The organism is Flavobacterium sp. FlaQc-47 (genome assembly GCF_044006475.1).
In the GTDB taxonomy this organism is placed as follows: Bacteria; Bacteroidota; Bacteroidia; order Flavobacteriales; family Flavobacteriaceae; genus Flavobacterium.
This window is the reverse complement of record NZ_JBIPCQ010000003.1, coordinates 386,048-404,262: the sequence shown is the minus strand read 5'-3', so window position 1 is coordinate 404,262 and position 18,215 is coordinate 386,048. Positions and strand designations below refer to the sequence as shown.

The 18,215-nt window shown below is 33.3% G+C and carries 14 protein-coding genes; 1 reads left to right on the top strand and 13 read right to left on the bottom strand.

Translation table 11 applies throughout. The features are described 5' to 3' along the window. Positions 1 to 39 precede the first annotated feature (39 nt). Positions 40 to 1,788 (top strand): O-antigen ligase family protein, encoded by a 1,749-nt coding sequence (locus ACHRVX_RS11280; protein WP_395332211.1) that lies wholly within the window; start codon positions 40 to 42, stop codon positions 1,786 to 1,788. Between the two features lie 2 nt (positions 1,789 to 1,790). On the opposite strand, the gene ACHRVX_RS11275 is transcribed toward ACHRVX_RS11280, so the two are convergent. From ACHRVX_RS11275 to sprA, 13 genes are all read right to left on the bottom strand, one after another. Continuing rightward, positions 1,791 to 2,093, bottom strand: coding sequence for a hypothetical protein (locus tag ACHRVX_RS11275; protein ID WP_395332209.1), 303 nt, complete (start codon positions 2,091 to 2,093; stop codon positions 1,791 to 1,793). Between the two features lie 13 nt (positions 2,094 to 2,106). Beyond that, positions 2,107 to 2,688, bottom strand: coding sequence for a DUF420 domain-containing protein (locus tag ACHRVX_RS11270; RefSeq protein ID WP_395332207.1), 582 nt, complete (start codon positions 2,686 to 2,688; stop codon positions 2,107 to 2,109). A 2-nt stretch (positions 2,689 to 2,690) separates the two neighbouring features. Further along, complete coding sequence (locus tag ACHRVX_RS11265) at positions 2,691 to 3,380, bottom strand: SCO family protein (RefSeq protein WP_395332205.1); 690 nt, start codon at positions 3,378 to 3,380, stop codon at positions 2,691 to 2,693. 10 nt (positions 3,381 to 3,390) lie between these two features. Next, positions 3,391 to 4,032, bottom strand: a complete 642-nt coding sequence (locus tag ACHRVX_RS11260; RefSeq protein ID WP_395332203.1) for a hypothetical protein — start codon at positions 4,030 to 4,032, stop codon at positions 3,391 to 3,393. Positions 4,033 to 4,110: 78 nt separating this feature from the next. Beyond that, on the bottom strand, positions 4,111 to 4,461 hold the full coding sequence (locus ACHRVX_RS11255; RefSeq protein ID WP_154340739.1) for a cytochrome C oxidase subunit IV family protein: 351 nt from the start codon (positions 4,459 to 4,461) through the stop codon (positions 4,111 to 4,113). An 18-nt stretch (positions 4,462 to 4,479) separates the two neighbouring features. Continuing rightward, positions 4,480 to 5,463, bottom strand: coding sequence for a cytochrome c oxidase subunit 3 (locus tag ACHRVX_RS11250; RefSeq protein ID WP_395332201.1), 984 nt, complete (start codon positions 5,461 to 5,463; stop codon positions 4,480 to 4,482). Positions 5,464 to 5,505: 42 nt separating this feature from the next. Beyond that, positions 5,506 to 6,105: a heme-copper oxidase subunit III gene (locus ACHRVX_RS11245; RefSeq protein ID WP_395332199.1), complete on the bottom strand. Its 600-nt coding sequence runs from the start codon at positions 6,103 to 6,105 to the stop codon at positions 5,506 to 5,508. A 2-nt stretch (positions 6,106 to 6,107) separates the two neighbouring features. Next, entirely contained in the window at positions 6,108 to 7,010 is a 903-nt protein-coding gene (cyoE, locus tag ACHRVX_RS11240) for a heme o synthase (protein ID WP_395332197.1), read from the bottom strand. Between the two features lie 159 nt (positions 7,011 to 7,169). Further along, entirely contained in the window at positions 7,170 to 9,293 is a 2,124-nt protein-coding gene (locus ACHRVX_RS11235; RefSeq protein ID WP_395332888.1) for an energy transducer TonB, read from the bottom strand. 18 nt (positions 9,294 to 9,311) lie between these two features. Continuing rightward, the gene (deoC, locus tag ACHRVX_RS11230; RefSeq protein ID WP_395332195.1) at positions 9,312 to 10,055 is read right to left on the bottom strand and encodes a deoxyribose-phosphate aldolase; all 744 of its coding nucleotides are present in this window, start codon (positions 10,053 to 10,055) and stop codon (positions 9,312 to 9,314) included. Positions 10,056 to 10,164: 109 nt separating this feature from the next. After that, a complete protein-coding gene (locus ACHRVX_RS11225; RefSeq protein WP_213295365.1) occupies positions 10,165 to 10,548 on the bottom strand; it encodes a VanZ family protein in 384 nt (127 codons plus the stop codon). After that, positions 10,541 to 10,921: a glycine cleavage system protein GcvH gene (gene gcvH / locus ACHRVX_RS11220; RefSeq protein WP_041517696.1), complete on the bottom strand. Its 381-nt coding sequence runs from the start codon at positions 10,919 to 10,921 to the stop codon at positions 10,541 to 10,543. The genes ACHRVX_RS11225 and gcvH overlap by 8 nt, the downstream gene beginning before the upstream one ends. Before the next feature lie 87 nt (positions 10,922 to 11,008). After that, the gene (sprA, locus tag ACHRVX_RS11215; RefSeq protein ID WP_395332192.1) at positions 11,009 to 18,211 is read right to left on the bottom strand and encodes a cell surface protein SprA; all 7,203 of its coding nucleotides are present in this window, start codon (positions 18,209 to 18,211) and stop codon (positions 11,009 to 11,011) included. Positions 18,212 to 18,215: the final 4 nt, after the last annotated feature.

Here is an 18,215-nt window from a genome sequence, read left to right as displayed (position 1 = left end):
CAAATTGTGCAATATGCCGGTTTAATTGATACTATAACGATGAAAAAAAAGCAACTTATTATTTTTCTATACCTTTTGTTGCTGTCACTAATGATAAGGAGCAGCCTAAGTAGTATTCCTTTTTTGAATGGAAAGTATCTTTATTGGCTATTTGTAGTCGTGACAGGAAGTGCTGTTTTTTTGTTTAACGACAGTAATAAAAAATGGATATTAAATAGATTTGATGTCTGTGTACTACTCTTATTTTGTATTGGGTTATGGAACTTTATGTATTTATCAAATGCAAAAGTTTTTAATTTAAAAGTCTGGTATATTATAGGTTATTTGTTACTCTACATAATTTTAAGACGATCTTTATATACAAAAGGCATCATTTTAGAAATATCAAAAAAAATATTTTATCTGCTATGTCTCGCCGCTACACTAAATGCAGCAATAGCTATTCTTCAAAAAATTCAACTATTATCGTCTACCAATCCGGATTTTAAAATCACAGGATTGTTTTATTCACCCAACCATTTAGCGCTCTTTCTTGCTATTGGTATTGTAAGTTTGACTGAATTAATTAAAGAAAACAAATCGAAGCTTGGTAAAATCTTATTTTTTATATGCTTTATTATTTTGGGTTATGGCTTGTATTTATCAGAATGCAGAGGAGCCTATATTGCATTAATTGTTGTTATCCTGTTTAACATGGTTCGTTTCAGGAAAAGAAATAAAAAACTCTTCTCTTTTAAAACAACTGCATTTATTTTTATTATTCTGAGTATTTTACTTGCTATAATATGGAATCCCACTAGCTCTAAATCTGAATCAGCTTCGGGAAGACTATTTATTACAAAACAATCATTATCGCAGCTTAAAAACAGGCCTTTAGCAGGTTATGGTTTTGATTCATTTTCTCTGCAATATAATTTAGCAAAGGCAGATTATTTTGCTGTTGAAAGATCGTGGGAAGAAACTCGAAACGCAGGTTATATTTACAGTGCTAATAATGATTTTCTGGAATTAGGTTTTGAATTAGGAGTAATATGGATTATTGTCTTTAGTGTTTTTATTATAATGCTGTTAAATAAGGCAAAGAATAGTAATACCCCTGAAACATTTAGTTCAACACTGCTGTGCATCATTATTTTTGCATTTACAAACACAATTTTACCTGTACCTTTATTTGTAGTTTTGGGCTGTATTTTTACTGTTGGTATCATTAATGAAACAGAAATGAAGCCAGTTGTATCTTTTAAACAAAATATTTTATTTAAAATTATTGCCGTTATATTCCTGGTTATATTCTCGACTATTATTGTTTCAAGATCAAACGCAGAATATAAATTGAAAAAAATTTATGATGAAGAAGAAATTTCCGGTCTCAAAAAAACAGAAAATTACGCCTCAAAAATTGATGCAAATGGTGAGCAACTTTTTGTGACAGGAATAATTTTTCTAAAAAACCATAACCGGGAAGAAGGACTTAAATATTTGACGAATGGTTTTAAACAATCAGGAAAACCGAGTTTGGGAAAAAACTTAGCAACGACATTTGAAAGAATGGGTAAGTATGATGAAGCTGAGAGAATCTATATCTACAATAAAAATGCAGAACCCTTTAGATTTGATGCCAGAATGGATTTATTTAACTTATATCTAAAAACAAATCAGCAACAAAAAGCAAGGGAGATAGCTAAAGAAATACTTTATTTACCAATAAAAATTCCTTCCAAAAACATCGATCTCTTTAAAGAAAAAGCGAAATATTATTTGAAAAATGAACAAAAAAAAGCAGAATAAAATTATTCTGCTTTTTTCTTTTTAGATTGGTACATTCTGTAAATCAGAACGCCAATTATAGCTACAAGTAAATAAGGAATTACCATTAAATAAACAATTCCGTTATTTACCGCTTCTGCTTTTTTTACATTCGAATCTCCGGCAAGTGCAGCCCGACACATTGCACATTGAGCGTTTGCCGCAAGAGAAAAGAAAATAGCAGCAAGAATATAGATCAACTTTGTTTGAAAAGTTGTACCCACATTCCTATTTCTATTCTTCATTCTACACTCTTTACTTTCCATTTTATCTTCTGTATTCTTCATTCTATTTCTTAATTTAAGCATAATAAGGAGAAATCATTAAATAAACTATTACACCTGTAACCGCAACGTACAACCAAAGCGGGAATGTTATTCTGGCTATTTTTCTATGTTTATCGAAACGTTTTGCAAGAGCCCTGACATAGGTAACTAATACAAACGGAATAATAACAACTGATAAAACAATATGTGTAAGCAAAATAAAAACATACAAATATCTTACAGCGCCAATTTTAGCTTTTTCGACAGCATCTACAATTCCGTCATGATTTAAATCTCCAAATTTAGTAGAATCAGCTGTCATATGATACGCAACATACATCACTAAAAAAGCCAGGGACAAAGCAATTGCCGAAGTCATTAAACGTTCATGAAGTTTTTGTTTTCCGTTTTTAATAGCAATAACTCCTAAAATCAATGCAATTGCTGTTAAACCATTCGTTGTAGCATATATGGGAGGTAAAAATGAAAGAGGTTCAACATTGATACCGAAATCTTTTAATTTAATTACAAATAAAACACCTACTGCAACTGGTATTATAATTGAAACTGCTATAATAAGTTTATTATACTTTTTTTCTAATGAATGATCTTCCATTTTTATTCTGCTAATAATATTTTAATATCTTCCTGAATATCTCTGACACCTTTTTTATCTAATCCGTCATAATAGATGTTTGGATTCCCAAATTCATCTTTTCTGCAACGAATATTTCCGTCTTTATCAATTAAGGCAAACAAACCTGAATGTTCAAAACCTCCGCTTACTTTTTCATTTTCTCCTGCATATAAATTGAATCCTTTATTTGACAAATCCATGATTGTAGCTTTGTCGCCCGTTAAAAAATTCCAGTTAGATGATTTTACTCCTAATAACTTAGCATGATCTTTTAAAACTTGTGGCGTATCATGTTTTGGATCAATCGTAATGGAAACGATTCCGAAATTTGGATTTCCAAAAAAAGTTTTCTCGATCTCTAACATGCTTAAATTCATCTTAGGACAAATTGAAGGACATGTTGTAAAGAAAAATTCTAAAACATATACTTTTCCTTTATACGTATCATTTGAAACTTTAATATTATCCTGATTCGTTAATTCAAATTTTGGAGCCGGACCAATTGTTATTAGTTTTCCATCAGACTTTGATGTTTTCAAACCTACATTATCTAAACGGTTTCCTTTTACAACTTCTCCATTCGAAATTCTGTCTACAATTTTAGGCACAGCATAAATTCCGAAGATTAAGATAATAAACGAAATTCCGATATATGATTTATTTTTAAACATGATATAAAGATTAAAGTTCTTTTGTTGCGTTGTGGTTCTTTTTTAGAGCTGCACGATATTCATATAAAATGATTTTAAAATCATCAAGCATTTCGTTGCTCAGCTCAGAAGGATGAAAAGTGTTATAACCTTCCTTGTATTCCTCTTTATCTTTTCGTCCTCTTAAATTTCGTTCTTTATCGACGATATAAACATTCGGAGTTCCGAGATCCTGATCTAATTTTCCCTTTAAATGCAATTGATCATAAAACACTTTAATTTCTTCCGGAGAAGCAAACACAAAATGCCATCCTGAAACATCTGTAAAAGCACCTAATGACTCTTCGATTTTCTCGGCGTCTTGTTCAGTTCCTAACGGACAAATCACTACAAATTGTAAATCTTTAAAGCCATTGTAACGCTGGTAAATTTTTTCGTTCAGATTAAAAAAGTTTCCTCTGTTTTTTAAAATCTCAGTTCCTGAAAAACCAAGAATTGTTATTTTATTATTTAAGGTTACTTTTTCTCCTTTAAGGGATTTCCAGTTACCAAAGTCGGCAATTTTAGGAGTGATTGTGGGAAGTTTAGTAAAACTATTTACACCTGAAGCAAAAAACAAATAGGCTACAATTGGCAAAACAAAAAGAACAAAGAGAACTATATTTTTTTTCATTGTATTAACGGAAGTTATTGAGGTACAAAAATAAAAAAAGCTCCGTTAAACGGAGCCTCTTTTCGAATTAATATCATGTTAAAAATTCCATTTAATAGTAGAATCTTTAAAAACCCCATAAATATAATGTCCTTCTGTCAACAGAATAAACAATAAATATAAAACCAGGAAAATAACCGGTGAAACAACTGACCATCTAAGGCTGCTTTTTTCACCTTCCATGTGCATAAATGCCCATACTATATAATACGCTTTGAATATTGTCAGGATATAAAATATCCAGTTTAACAAATTCAAACCTAAAAAATGATTAAACTCTAATACTCCCGGTTTAATAATACCAAGTATAACTTCTACTGTCGTTACTGCTGATAATAATGCAAAAACAAACCAGATTCTTTTTGTATTTGATACGTGTTCGTGTGACATAATAATTAAAATCTAAAATTAAACTAAGTAGAAAACTGTAAATACAAATACCCAAACTAAATCGACAAAGTGCCAGTATAAACCAACTTTCTCTACCATTTCGTAGCTTCTTCTTTTTTCATAAGTTCCTAATAACACATTAAAGAAAATAATGATGTTAATGATAACTCCAGAAAATACGTGGAATCCGTGGAAACCTGTAATAAAGAAAAAGAAATCAGCAAATAATTTACTTCCGTATTCGTTTCTTACAAGGTTTGCACCTTCTACTACATATTTTGCAGTACCCAAACGAGTTTCAGATTCTGCTCTTGACAAAATTGTTTTTTTCTTTTCTGCTGTAAGATGCTCTGTTCTGATCAACAATTCCGGATGCGCTTTAAAACCAGCCTGAATTTCAGCAACTGAATAAGTTGGAGTTGACTCAGCACTTTCCATAAACCATTTACCGTCAGCTCTTGTAAGCGCTTGTCTTTGTTCCGGTAATTTTACAGCAAACTCTTCAAGAGCTACTCTTTTACCATCTTTATCAACAAACTGTAATAAGCTTCCACCTACTGTTTCAACTGCTCCATATTCACCTTTAATGAAGTTTTTCCATTCCCAGGCTTGAGAACCCACGAAAATAAAACCTCCAATAATTGTTAAGAACATATAAATTGCAACTTTTGTTTTTTTCAATTGGTGACCTGCATCAACAGCCAAAACCATTGTTACAGAGGAGAAAATCAAAATAAAAGTCATTAAGGCTACATAGTACATTGGAGCCGAAACACCATGCATAAATGGGAAGTGAGTAAACACTTCATCAGCCAAAGGCCATGTTTCAATAAATTTAAATCTGGAAAAACCATAAGCCGCCAGGAATCCAGAGAAGGTTAAAGCATCTGATACGATAAAAAACCACATCATCATTTTACCATAACTTGCGCCTAATGGCTGGATATCGCCGCCTCCCCAAGTTTTTTCGTCGTTGTTTGCAGTAGTAACTGTCGCTTCCATAAAAGATATTCGTTAAAAAGTTCCCAAATTTACGTTTTTTTCTTATTTAAAGAAATATAAAAATAAAAATAAATATACCCATAATAAATCCAAAAAGTGCCAATACATCGCACCTAGTTCTATACCAAGAGTTTGAGTCGAATTGTATTTTTGTTTAAAATGATTATAAATTATAATTAAAAGTGAAATCAAACCTCCAGCCAGGTGTAATAAGTGTGTAACGGTAACAACATACAAAAAAGTTGTAGTAATTGAACTACCTTCTCCTGTAAAATAATAACCGCTTTCTACAATTTGCCCAAAACCTGCAAACTGTAAAACCACAAATAAAATCCCTAATGCTAATGTTCCTAAAAGTAATGCCGTAGTTGCGCTTCTATTGTCTTTTTGAATGCCTTTTTTTGCCAGAAAAAAAGTAACGCTGCAACCTACAATTACTATTGTACTGTAATAAAAAGCGGTTGGTAATTCGAAATTCTTCAACCAATCTGCTCTTGATTTACTTACAACAAACGCACTTGTAAGTCCGGCAAACATCATGGTCATACTTACCATTGCGAACAACAAAATCAGTTTTGCCGATTTTGATTTTCTTACTTGCTCCTCACTTGTTGAGTCTGTTTTTGTTAACGTCATTTCCATAACTATCTTAAAAATTTATCTACTATAAATACTATTTGCAGTAACGAAATATACGAAACACTTACCAGCATTAATGTTCTCGCCGCTTTTGCTGTTCTTAACTGATACAAACGTACCGCGTAAAACAACATCCATAAACCTAATAAGAACACTATTATTGCTGCAATTGGCGTAATGAACAATTGTCCCGTAAACCCTAAAGAAGGAAGCAATGATGCTATAATAAGCCAAATTGTATATAAAATTACCTGCAAAGCGGTTTTTCTGTCTTTTTTTCCGGTTGGAAGCATAAATATTCCAGCCTTCGCATAATCTTCATATAAAAACCATCCAATGGACCAAAAATGAGGAAACTGCCAGAAAAACTGAATTAAAAAAAGCGTTCCTGCTTCAATACCAAATTCTCCTGTTGCCGCAACCCAACCTAACATGAATGGAATTGCTCCGGGAAAAGCACCAACAAAAACCGATAACGAAGTTACTGTTTTTAAAGGTGTATATACGCTTGTGTATAAAAATATTGACACTGCAGCAAACATTGCTGATTTTGCATTGATTGTATACAACAATGTAATACCAATAATAGTTAGCAAACTTGCTACAAACAAAGCCATTTTGGGAGACATTCGCCCTGAAGGAACCGGACGATTTTTAGTTCGATCCATCAATAAATCGATATCTTTTTCAATTACCTGATTAAAAGCATTTGAAGCTCCAACCATACAATATCCTCCAATCATCAAAACAACTAAAACACTCCACTTAAAAGGATGATCAGCATTAACACCCAATAAATAACCGGCAATGGAAGAAAACAATACACTGATCGCTAAACCAGCTTTTGTAATCTCTTTGAAATCGGTAAATATTGATTTTATTGAAAATGTATTTTTAGTAGCGTTCAATACGGTAATTATTTGTATGTTTTTTTTGAGTGGTGCAAATGTACAAATTAGATTGTAGAATACTGACCTATAAAATTAGATTTTTTTCAATACAACCTTTATAAAATAAGGACTTGCCAATCTTTAACACTATTATTTCGAAAAATCTTATTAAAAATCCTAGTAATCAAAATACCAATTGAAAATATCTGAGCGCAATCCGATGGTGAACCAGGTTGTACTTTGTTTAAATGTCGTAGCAGTTTCCTGTGTCGGATCAAAATTTCTATATAAAAAACTTCCAAAAAATTTCAAATTCGTCATTGGGTTGATCAAATAACCTCCCTGAATATCTGCGATAAAAATATTGGTTTTATTTCCCTGTCCTACTTTTACACCTGTATCATAAGGGCGATCTACGTCGTAACTTTTATAAATATTTCCTCCGTAGTTATAGCTGTCTTCAGCGGTATCAAAGTCTAAACCACGTTTACCAATTGTAAATTTGGCATCAGCATAATAACGTCCTTTGTGATAACGTCCAATTGCAACAAGTTCTTCAAAATTCCCACCCCACTGATGTCCTATACTTTGATTATTATGCCCGTAATTGGTAATAATAGCACTATGCGAATACACATATGGACGCACATGATTATACTCTACCTGCAACAATAAATCTTTGATTTTAAAAGCATTAAAGTATTTTGCTCCAAGCTGATATCCAAATTTATTTTTCCAGCTATTCTCGCCCGCTCCCATATCACTTATTGAAAATTCATCCAGCAAAAACTGAGCATATAAATTAACATTGTTGTTCCATTTGTATTTAGACGACATTCCTAAAAGTGCGTTTCCACTTCTGGACGACGAAGAAAACTCTACAGAACGATAAAAAATAATCGGATTTACGAAATTAACATCAAAACCTCTATTGTTTGTATCTGTCCAGACTACTGATTCAAAAAATCCTAAATTCAATTTGTTCGAAACATTCCAACTTAAATAATGGTTCGCCATGAATTTTGTAGCGTATGTTTTATCCAAAGTAACATCAGGACGGACATCCTTAAGCCACATATAAGTGTTGGTGTATTTTATTTTCCAAAAAGTAGTATTAATTTTAAAATAAGGATAAGGACTTGCACCGTCACTTTCAAGCAAAGAACGATATCCGTCACCAATAAAATTTCTTCCGTAACCTAATTGAAAATCAAAAATCTTACTTGGCGCATACGTAATGTTAGCTTCTGCCAAAGGAAAATCGTAAGCATCTGTTTTAAATCTTTTTGCAATTCCCATTCCCGGAATAATCGCCGGATTTCCACCTGAAGGTTTTAAGGTTTCAGCATAATCATTATAATAGCCCGCAAATCTTCCCTGACTTTCAAAAACTGTAGTTGTAAAATTGATTTGTTTTCCTAATCCTCCTCTAAAATTCAAAGCACGCGTGTTTACGTAGGTATATGAAGCGTCAAGATCTGAGGCTTTACCCATTTGCAAATCAAGAATAGGATTTAATGCCAGCCAATAATCTTCTCCTTGAATCTGAACCAGATTTTCATTCCAGAATTTTCTTCCTAACCAGGTCGAAACATTTTTTTTCAACGAGTGGTTTACTTCATTTAAATTATAATATTTTGAAACCTCGGCATAAGTATATGGTTTTGAAGCCGTATGATTATTAGTTCCTACCTGATTCATCGCTCCGTCAAATTGAGCATAATAACTGTGTGAAAATGGAATATTTAAATGACTTTCAAATTCAGGATTATTGTATTTTTTATATACAATACTATCTAATTCTGTCATTGGCTTTTGTTCCGGTTTCAAAATTTCTGCTGCAGCCAAAGCTTCTGCTGCAATTTGATCAGCACTTTTTAATGGAATATTTATTGAAATAGTATATTTTGAGTACGTTGGCTTTCCATTATAAGTTGACGGTTTTATTTTAGGAAATTTTCCAAAAACACGTTTTGCCTCTTCAGACAATTCATCATTTACGGCATTTACATAAATCACTTTAAACTCTCCGTTTGCATCGACTTCAAAAAGTACTTTTACTTCTCCTTTATAATTTGATTGCTTTAAATTTTGCGGAATCTCAAAATTACTAAACACGAAATCCTGTACTTCTTTATAAAAACAATCTTCAAGCTTTTTTGATTGCAAGTTTTCACAATTTGGAAAAACAGGAAATTGCTCTGATGTAAAAGCAGGTTTAATCGATGAATTATTATTTTCTTGCGAAAAGGCAAATACGGCAGAAAGTGTCAGAATAAAAGATAGAAAAATCTTATTCATGTAAATTTTGGTTTTCATTTAATATTGGTTTGTGGTATTTTCTCCATTTGCAATTGCTTTTGCAGCCGAAGTTCCGATGCGCTTAACGCCTAAACGAATCATTTCTACAGCATCTTTATATGATCTAACTCCTCCGGCAGCTTTTACTGATAAAGGCGATGCATTTTCTAACATCATTATAATGGTGGGAATGGTTGCTCCGTTTGGTAAATCGTTTCGGGTTTCATAAAAACCAGTTGATGATTTTACAAAAACAGAAGTATATTCTTCTTCTTTAAAATTTGATATTACAACATTTTTGATCAATGCCGAAAGCTGAATAATTTCTTTATCACTTAAAGCCGCAACTTCTATAATCCACTTTACTGTTTTATTGTTTGCAAGACCAATTTGTGTTCCTATTAAAATTTCCTGTTTTACTAAAGCAAGATCTCCATTTTTAAAAGCTTCATAATTACAAACAAAATCCAGATCATCTGCTCCGTATTCAATTGCTTTGTTAGCTTCTTTAATCTTGGTTTCTAAACTTGCCTTGCCTTCAGGAAAATCGATAACGGTACCAATAAGCAAAGTTGAATTTGCTTTCACAATCATTTCTTTAGCCAAAGCAACATGCTCGGGCCGAATCATAATGAGCTTGAAGCTTTCAAGAATAGCTTCTTCAATGGCGCTTTTTACTACATCATTATTTTCTGCTTCCGAAAGTTGGGCTTGCGAAGCAGTTTTTAAGTAAGTGGAATCTAAATATTGCTTAACATTCATAATTATATAGAATTGCGACAAAAATACATTTTATATTCAGAAAAAAATACACTTTTTAAAGCTTGATTTTTTGGCAACAAAAAACCCACCGAAGTGGGTCTTTATATTTTTATATTTTATCGATTTGCTTTTTAAAAACTATTGCCGTAAAAACCCCAATAGTAGCTCCAAGTGCATTAGCTAAAACATCCGTCACATCAGCAGCCCTTGTGGTTGTAAAAACGCTTTGTAAAATTTCGATTGTGATTCCAAAAAAAACAGAAAATATAAACGAAATCAAATAGGCTTTATAATCATCAGGTGCTTTCCCCTTTAGTTCTTTTTTGAAGAACAAAATCCATGAAATTGTAAATCCAAAATGAAAACAAAAATGTACAATTTTATCTATGCTTGGGAAATTTACAGCGGGAATATTACTTGAATCGGTCAAACAAAAATAAGTAATAATACCCGAGCATATCATCGCCCAAAGCAGCAGGAATTGTTTAGGCACCGATAAGTTGTTTGTAAGCTTCGTCAGATAACAATGAATCAATTTCTGATGCATCTGAAATTTTTATTTTAATCATCCATCCAGCTCCGTAAGGATCAGAATTTACTGTTTCCGGTGCGCTTTCCAAACTTTCATTAAAAGCAATTATTTCTCCTGTTAAAGGCAAAAACAAATCAGATACTGTTTTAACGGCTTCAACCGTTCCAAAAACCTCATCTTTATCAAGTGTCTGATCTAAAGTTTCTACTTCAACATACACAATATCCCCTAACTCTTTTTGTGCAAAATGAGTAATTCCTACAGTTGCAACATCTCCTTCGATGCTAACCCATTCGTGATCTTTTGTGTACTTTAAATTTGCTGGTATGCTCATAATACTATGTTTGAAAATTGATAATTTAATAATTAAGCCACAAATGTAATAATCTTCTAATGAAATCTTGTTTAGAATCCAAGAAAATTAATTTCCGAAATTATAGCGCAGTGTAAATCCTGATCTGATGTTCGTTAAGGGAAAAGAGGTCGAAATTACCGCTTTTGAGAACGAGTGATCGTAATAGAATATTGCCGTAAGGTTTTTACTAAACGAATAATCAGCAGTTAGTTTTAATGACCATATATTTTGTCCTGCCGCTAATTGATTGTTGTCATAATCTAAATATCGTACTAAAGTTTCATTTTTTCTAAGAGAAAAATCGGCTTTAATATTGATATCACTTTTTATAATTCCTGTTGGGCTATCTGCTAATCTTGATGAAAAAATAACATCTTTAAAACGATATCCCATACCTACGATATATTCCATACCTTTTACTTCGGTCAATAAATTATTATCAAAACTCATTGATAATGCTCTGTCTTTTTTGATTTCGGTAAGGATTCTTAAGGAACTTTTCAACTCAAAATCTACTCGCATTAGCGGACTAAACTGTTCTACCAAATTGACATTTGACATGATTGTTTTGTTATAGAAATTGGTATTGACATCTTGCCCATTTGGCGTTTCCTGATAATCAAAATTAGACCTAAACTGGTTTATCGTATAGGATGCTCTGTAATTGTGCTGTAATGAGAAACGTTTAAATTTATCTTTAAAATATTTATAACGCATCAATCCGTTGTATTTTATACTCCAGTTAGGAATAGGAAAACTTTTAAAAATATCGGTTGAACTTCCTGAAGCATCACTTCCTGAATACGCGGCTAAAAATGCCGGTAATAAAACCGCCTGATTACTTTTTGTAAATCCTATTGGATATCCCTGATTGGCAACATATATTTTATAACTAGGATCTGTTTCTGCCGGAATTGGATTGTTTGCATCTCCATATCTCGGGATCGCCGCTCCTGCCCCATAACGATCAGCCGCCAGACGATCTGCAATTACTAAACGGTTAGTCCTGAAATCATCAAATGCAGCTGATTCAGTTTCACTACTTGTAGAGAAAGCTGTTTTAATCAATACTGTTGAGATCGAGAACATTCCGTAAGTGTACGGTGATAATGGCGTATATTGTCCATCTACAACACTATATTGCTCTGAAGAATTTTCAGAATAAGAGCGATCCATTGAAAGATCTACTTTTAAGTCCGGCAATAAATCAATATTTGCTGTAATTTTCAAAAGCTTATTTGTTACCTGAGTAAAACTCTGATTGAAATCCTGATAATCTGTTAACCAGCCTCTTTTTGCTGCTTCATAACGAACATCATCCTGGCTTCCAAATACGAATCCTAAACTTGGTCTTGAAGATCCTAAGAAACCTACACTTGGTGTATATCCCGGTAGTACTGTTCCGCTGTTTTTAGTATAATTAACCTGAATGTTTTTTACACTGGTTAAAAGACCTATCATGCCATCATAAAACGGACTACTGCTTGTTGCCGGTTTTGCTGTATTAACGATTTTTTCTCCTGGTTTTGGTGCCGCCGTTGGTTTAGGTTTTGCTGCTGCTTTTGATCCAGGAGTTAATCCTAAATATTTGTACAGCGTGTTCATGGTAAAAGTCGTTGTCAATGTATTAGAATTCGCATTCTGAATTGTATTTCCTAAATCAAATTGGTTTCCATTTGGATCAATATATTCAGAAAATGCAGTTGATGAACGCTGCCAGTTATAATCTGCCGTATACGAATAGGACGCTTTTACAAAACTAAAAACCGGTATTTTATTGATCGGAATATCATAATTCAACACTAATTGCTGTACGTGTTGATTTGGTGTTCCAATGTCTAAATAATCATCCCAGATATTAAAATCCTGTTTTGGCGTATTATCATCATTCAGGAAGTTTCTAACTATATTATTGGATGCCGCAGTATAATTTAATTTCAATGATTTTGTCAAATTATAGCCAAAACCATATTGGTAATTAAAGGCAAAATTTCGTCTGTATAAAGGATCAAGTCCAATTCCCTGAACTTCTACTTCTCTATATTGCTGACGGTTACTTTGTCGTATAATATTTGTATTAAAAGAGATATTAGACGGTAAGTAATTAAAATTGAAATCACTTAACAGTTTCCAATATTCACTTTTTTTCATGAATTTGTTTTGCTTGAAAGGCACCACTTCTTTTGGCTGAAAAGTGTACGCATAATTTACTGCCGTATTGGATTGCTCATCTACATAATCCGCAACTTCATAATCATGACGTTCTACTTCATTATACGATTGTGACAATGTTAAATTCTCAACATCGTAAATGTGTGGTTTCTGCTCAGGTGCTCTGTCTTTTCTTACTCCAATAAAATTGATGCTTCTTCTTTTTGTGTAATCAATAGCACGAGTTCTGATATTTTCTTTTTCTGCCGGATCTGTAGTTTCTCTTATTAACTGATCCAGTTTTATATCCTGATTAAAAGGATCGTATTCCGGCGTAATAACTTCTTCTCCAATAGCATAATTAAATGGCAGATTGATTCCCCATTTTGGAGGCAATAATTTACCTAAATTAAGATTTGTAACAATGTTATATTGCTGAAGATCTTCACGGTCTCTTTCGTTTGCACCTTGCTCCAAAGATCCAAAACCTATTGTGCTCTTTTTACCTGTTGCCGAAACGGTAGCAAAATCTGCCATATTGGTGTCAATATTTAATATTGCCGCCATACCGCCTTTATTCTCCATGTCGGCTAAACGAAGCTCATTGAACCAAACCTCTCCTTTAATGTCTTTATGATCTGCCCTGCTTTTTAAACCAACCATTAAATTTCTGACCAAACCAAAGTTAGGATTTCCTTTTATCCCTAATCTCAATTTACCATCACCATCTCCTCCACCTTCACTTAAATCATCATCCGGATAGTAAATCCCGTTGATGTCGCGCTTGTTGGAATTGATATCAATACTCATGGCTTTAATTTTCATTTTTGTCAATAACTCAAGCGCCAGATCAATATTATTATCTTCAAGCCAAACCTGTTCTGAACTTAGGGTACAACTTCCTCCTGTTCTGGTTACTTTTAACGGAATTTCAACTTGATAAAAGTTTTGTGTAAAGTCATTTCCAAAACGGATAAAACCTATCATTTCGTCATCTAACAATGTGCTTTCATTAGGTAAAGATTCAGCGTGTAAAAACATTTTAAGTTTTTTATACTGACGCATATCTACACTTACGTTTTTAAATACTGCTCTTGAATCCTGATATTGTAAACCTGCACCACCAATACGCAGTGCTAATGCTTGCTCATTTTGATTAATGATTGTATTGTTGTTGTATAATTGCTCTCTTTGAACTCCTGGAGGAACTACATAATTTACCGGACACTTTGTACCGTTTTCCTGAATGTTAACTGCCGCAACATCAAACTCGGTTCCGTCATCATCCGGAGTCTGATCATTTGCATCAAGTGTTCCTGTATATCTTCTCCATTCTCCTCTTACTAAATCTAAAGCTCCAAAACGAACTGTCATCTGGTTGCTAAAACCAGTCATAAACATACGCATGAATCGAATAGATCTAAAATCTGTAATGTTACCAATTGTATTTTGTGGCTGCGAAACCGGAATTTTAAACTGAATCCATCTTGCTGTTGTAGTTGATCCGTTTGGTAAATCGACATTAGTAACCTCCCGGATATCTGTAATAAAATTTTGTCCTACCTGCATTCCCGGCTTTACATCAATGCTATATTCATAATAAGCATTAATCGTGTTCATTGTGTTGTCACGATTAATATCCTCAACATCCGGTAAAGTTGTTGATCCACGATTGGGATCATCAATACTTACTGCAGAGTTTCCTTCAACTCCATTATAATTTTTATAACGTTCCAGAACTCCACCGTCAGTATTTAAATAATACGTGTAGTTGTCCCCTGCAGGGTCTGCTTCTCCTGCATAATTAGTATATACCGATCCTTCTCTGGAGTCTGGCAAACCATCTAATCCTACATCCTGATTTTTACGATTTTCAGCGTTTGTATCAAAGGCATAAATTAACGATTGTGATGCCGGAACATCTCCCCACAATGGCTGCGGATTTACCATAATCTGACCTGGTCCTAGTCCGTTTTCGTATTGCTTTCTTCCGTCTTTTAAAACGTCTTCAGAAATTTCACCTAAATTGAAATATATCTTTCCTGTATTACTGGTTGGTGCTTCTGCATTTCCAACATAAGGATCCATAACCCAAAACTGAATATATTCGACATTTCCCTGCTCAAAATTAGTTGAATTTAAAGCACGCATAATTCCACCATAATTAGTGGCTGCCGGAATTGTACTGAAATTTGGATTGTTATTATATGGTCCTCTGTCTGATGGATAATAACTTAAATCTAATGTATTTATAACCTGTATTTGACCCTGGGCAATATCTGTATTAGGATAAAGTTCTTTACTGTAAATACGTCTTGTTGTATTTAATGACAAATCATCATTTGAAATTCCGGATGGTTTTGAGGAATAAAAAACAGGATCAATTGTATACCATGCTAATTTTGCACGTTTAAAACCATATTCTAATGTATTTGAATTGGCATTAAAACTATTGTCATTTATAGAATTTACAAATGGCGTAGAGGCTAAACTCCAGGCATAAGCTGATCGCATATCGATTGTTGATTGCGAGCCTTCAAAATCATCAACATAAATAGTTGCTTCACCTTCAAAATCAGTTGCTTTTGGTGCGTCAGGTCTCAAAAATGCAACTTCTCCACGAATTGAAAGATTCGAGGGAACATCAGTATCAATGTTAGGTAATTTGTTTACTAATCTGGTAAAAAACGGAACTTCGGTTGAGTAATTTCCATTAAATCCAAAAATAGTATTATTTACAGATTCCTGTCCATAACTCGATTTTTGAGTAAATGGTTTCTCTGTCATCTTTAAGAAAGTTCCACCAATTACAAAATTATCTGAAATTTTATGTTCAACATTGAATCCCATAAATCTACGGGTTTGTTGTCCGAAGATGGAATTGTTTTCCAATGAAACTTCAATTGGCGTATTTGATGCCTGAAGTGAAGGATCCAGAATTTGAACTCGTCCTAATTGATAATCGACACTGTAATCAATTCCTTCAACTAATCTTCTTCCGGCTGCCATAACCACAACAGAACCTTGAGGAACGTTGAAAGCACCAATTGGAATACCGTTACTTCCGGATGATTTATATTTTCCTCTTAATAAGAATTTATTTTTATCACTATCCTGCAACGCTCCGGATTGTGTGTTGCGATACATGTTTCTAAACACATATTTTTGCTGATTGGCATTGTATGAATTTGGATCATCATAGTTTTCACCTGATCCTGTATTTTGTAATTTTCTAAATAAAAGTTCCCCAAAAGGTTCTTTTGTGGTGAAAATAATTCGTCCGTTTTGAACATCTACCGTAACTCCGGGAATATAATCAAAGAAACCATCTCCACCGGTTTGCGGATCATTATTATAGTTTAACCGGTCAAGGTTAAATACATTTAACAATGGTGTCTGATCTACTTTATTGTCTGCAGTTGCATTCGCAGGAAAAGTAGTTCCCTGAACAGGTGAAATATAATTTATAGGCGAAGGATCTGTATAAAGTATATTTAATCTAAAATCGTCTTGTTTAATTTGATATGCCTGCGGAATTTGATAAACGTTTTTCATCATCAGGTTCCAAACCGGATTTTGAACATTTGTCAAATTGCTTTTCAGCATTTTTAATACTAAACTTTGTGTAATAATAGCCTGATTTGCATTATTGTTTCCTGTAACTACAGTGGCATCAACTCCATCACTACCAAACTCTCCTACCTGATACACTTTACCTCCCACAGTATATTCAAACGCTACGGCCAGAACCTCATCATTTGCTAAACGCTGCTGCAATGAAAAATATCCTAATTGTGCATTGAAAGTATATTCGTTTGTAGTTAATTTTCTGGCGTTTTCAAGTACAGAGTAATCTGTTCCTTCGCTGGTGTTTGCATTATTGAATCCAGACTTTGCTGTTACAATTTCTCTAATGTTTGAGTTTAAATAAGAACCTGCCTGACCTATTGTTGCCGGATCGTATTTATTATTGTTATTATCTGTAGGTGTATCAATACCGTTATTAAAAAATCCCGCAGTAGAACTTATCACGACAACCTGATTATCAGGAACGCCTGTAATTTGAGCCTCACCTAAATCCTGAAGTGCAATAATATTACGTAAATTGTTATTATTTGTACTTACACGATTTTGCTTATTGGTTACCCAAACTTCTAATCTTGTAATTTGAACACGGCTATCAATAAAGGGGTAATTTTTTAGCGAAGCATCGTATTTGTTTCTGAAATATTGAGATAAGAAAAAGTGTCTGTCATTATCATAGTCCAAAGCATATAAATCAAAGTTTTGAACTGTCCCGCCACCTTCTGCAACTATACTCTTTGTTTGTGATTTCTGTTCTGAGAAAACTCCGGTTACGGTTGTCTTACCAAATTGCAATTGCGTCTTGACTCCAAACAAACTTTGAGCACCTCGAATAAGGGTACTGTTTAATGGCATGCTCACATTACCTACTTCAACTTTTTGAACAATATCATCTTCTGAAGGAGTATAGGCAAGTTTAAATAAATTCTGGAATGCAAATGTAGACTGGGTATCATAATTGGCGTTAACCTCTAATCTGGTTCCTACTTTACCCATTAAACTCATACTGATTCGCTGATCAAAATCAAAAGTAAGGCTTGATCTGTTTCTTGGAGAAAAAGAAGGATTATCTTGTTTAGTATAGCGAACACCCAAATCCATCTCTACTGATCCTGTGGGCTTTACATCGATTGTATTACTACCAAAAATACTTTCAAAAAGACTTGAATTGATATAATATCGAGGCAATAAATCTTTTTTAGCAGCTTCGCTTCCTAGTTTTTTACCATCAATTGCATCTGATTTTTTTCTAAAATAATCTCTTCTGGATTCTTTCAAAACTAAATCTTCGTACTCTTGAGGCGTTAAAATAATAGGGTAATTGATTGAAAATCCATCAACGGATTTAGTGTAGATATATCGATCTGTAATAGGATCATATCTGTAAGCAGAAAGTATACTTGGTGGATTATCTAACTCAACTTTCCCAACAGAGAATTGGGTTTTCGTTGTATCTTTAACCGCTGGATTTACTTGCGCATGCAAAACATTACTGCAAACCAAAAACAGTAAAAAAATACAAATTTTACGCATACAA

Bases quoted from the DNA above. Each gene is read 5' to 3' on its own strand.
- ACHRVX_RS11280 (WP_395332211.1), top strand. From the start codon at position 40: ATGAAAAAAAAGCAACTTATTATTTTTCTATACCTTTTGTTGCTGTCA.
- ACHRVX_RS11275 (WP_395332209.1), bottom strand. From the start codon at position 2,093: ATGAAGAATACAGAAGATAAAATGGAAAGTAAAGAGTGTAGAATGAAG.
- ACHRVX_RS11270 (WP_395332207.1), bottom strand. From the start codon at position 2,688: ATGGAAGATCATTCATTAGAAAAAAAGTATAATAAACTTATTATAGCA.
- ACHRVX_RS11265 (WP_395332205.1), bottom strand. From the start codon at position 3,380: ATGTTTAAAAATAAATCATATATCGGAATTTCGTTTATTATCTTAATC.
- ACHRVX_RS11260 (WP_395332203.1), bottom strand. From the start codon at position 4,032: ATGAAAAAAAATATAGTTCTCTTTGTTCTTTTTGTTTTGCCAATTGTA.
- ACHRVX_RS11255 (WP_154340739.1), bottom strand. From the start codon at position 4,461: ATGTCACACGAACACGTATCAAATACAAAAAGAATCTGGTTTGTTTTT.
- ACHRVX_RS11250 (WP_395332201.1), bottom strand. From the start codon at position 5,463: ATGGAAGCGACAGTTACTACTGCAAACAACGACGAAAAAACTTGGGGA.
- ACHRVX_RS11245 (WP_395332199.1), bottom strand. From the start codon at position 6,105: ATGGAAATGACGTTAACAAAAACAGACTCAACAAGTGAGGAGCAAGTA.
- ACHRVX_RS11235 (WP_395332888.1), bottom strand. From the start codon at position 9,293: ATGAATAAGATTTTTCTATCTTTTATTCTGACACTTTCTGCCGTATTT.
- deoC (WP_395332195.1), bottom strand. From the start codon at position 10,055: ATGAATGTTAAGCAATATTTAGATTCCACTTACTTAAAAACTGCTTCG.
- gcvH (WP_041517696.1), bottom strand. From the start codon at position 10,921: ATGAGCATACCAGCAAATTTAAAGTACACAAAAGATCACGAATGGGTT.
- sprA (WP_395332192.1), bottom strand. From the start codon at position 18,211: ATGCGTAAAATTTGTATTTTTTTACTGTTTTTGGTTTGCAGTAATGTT.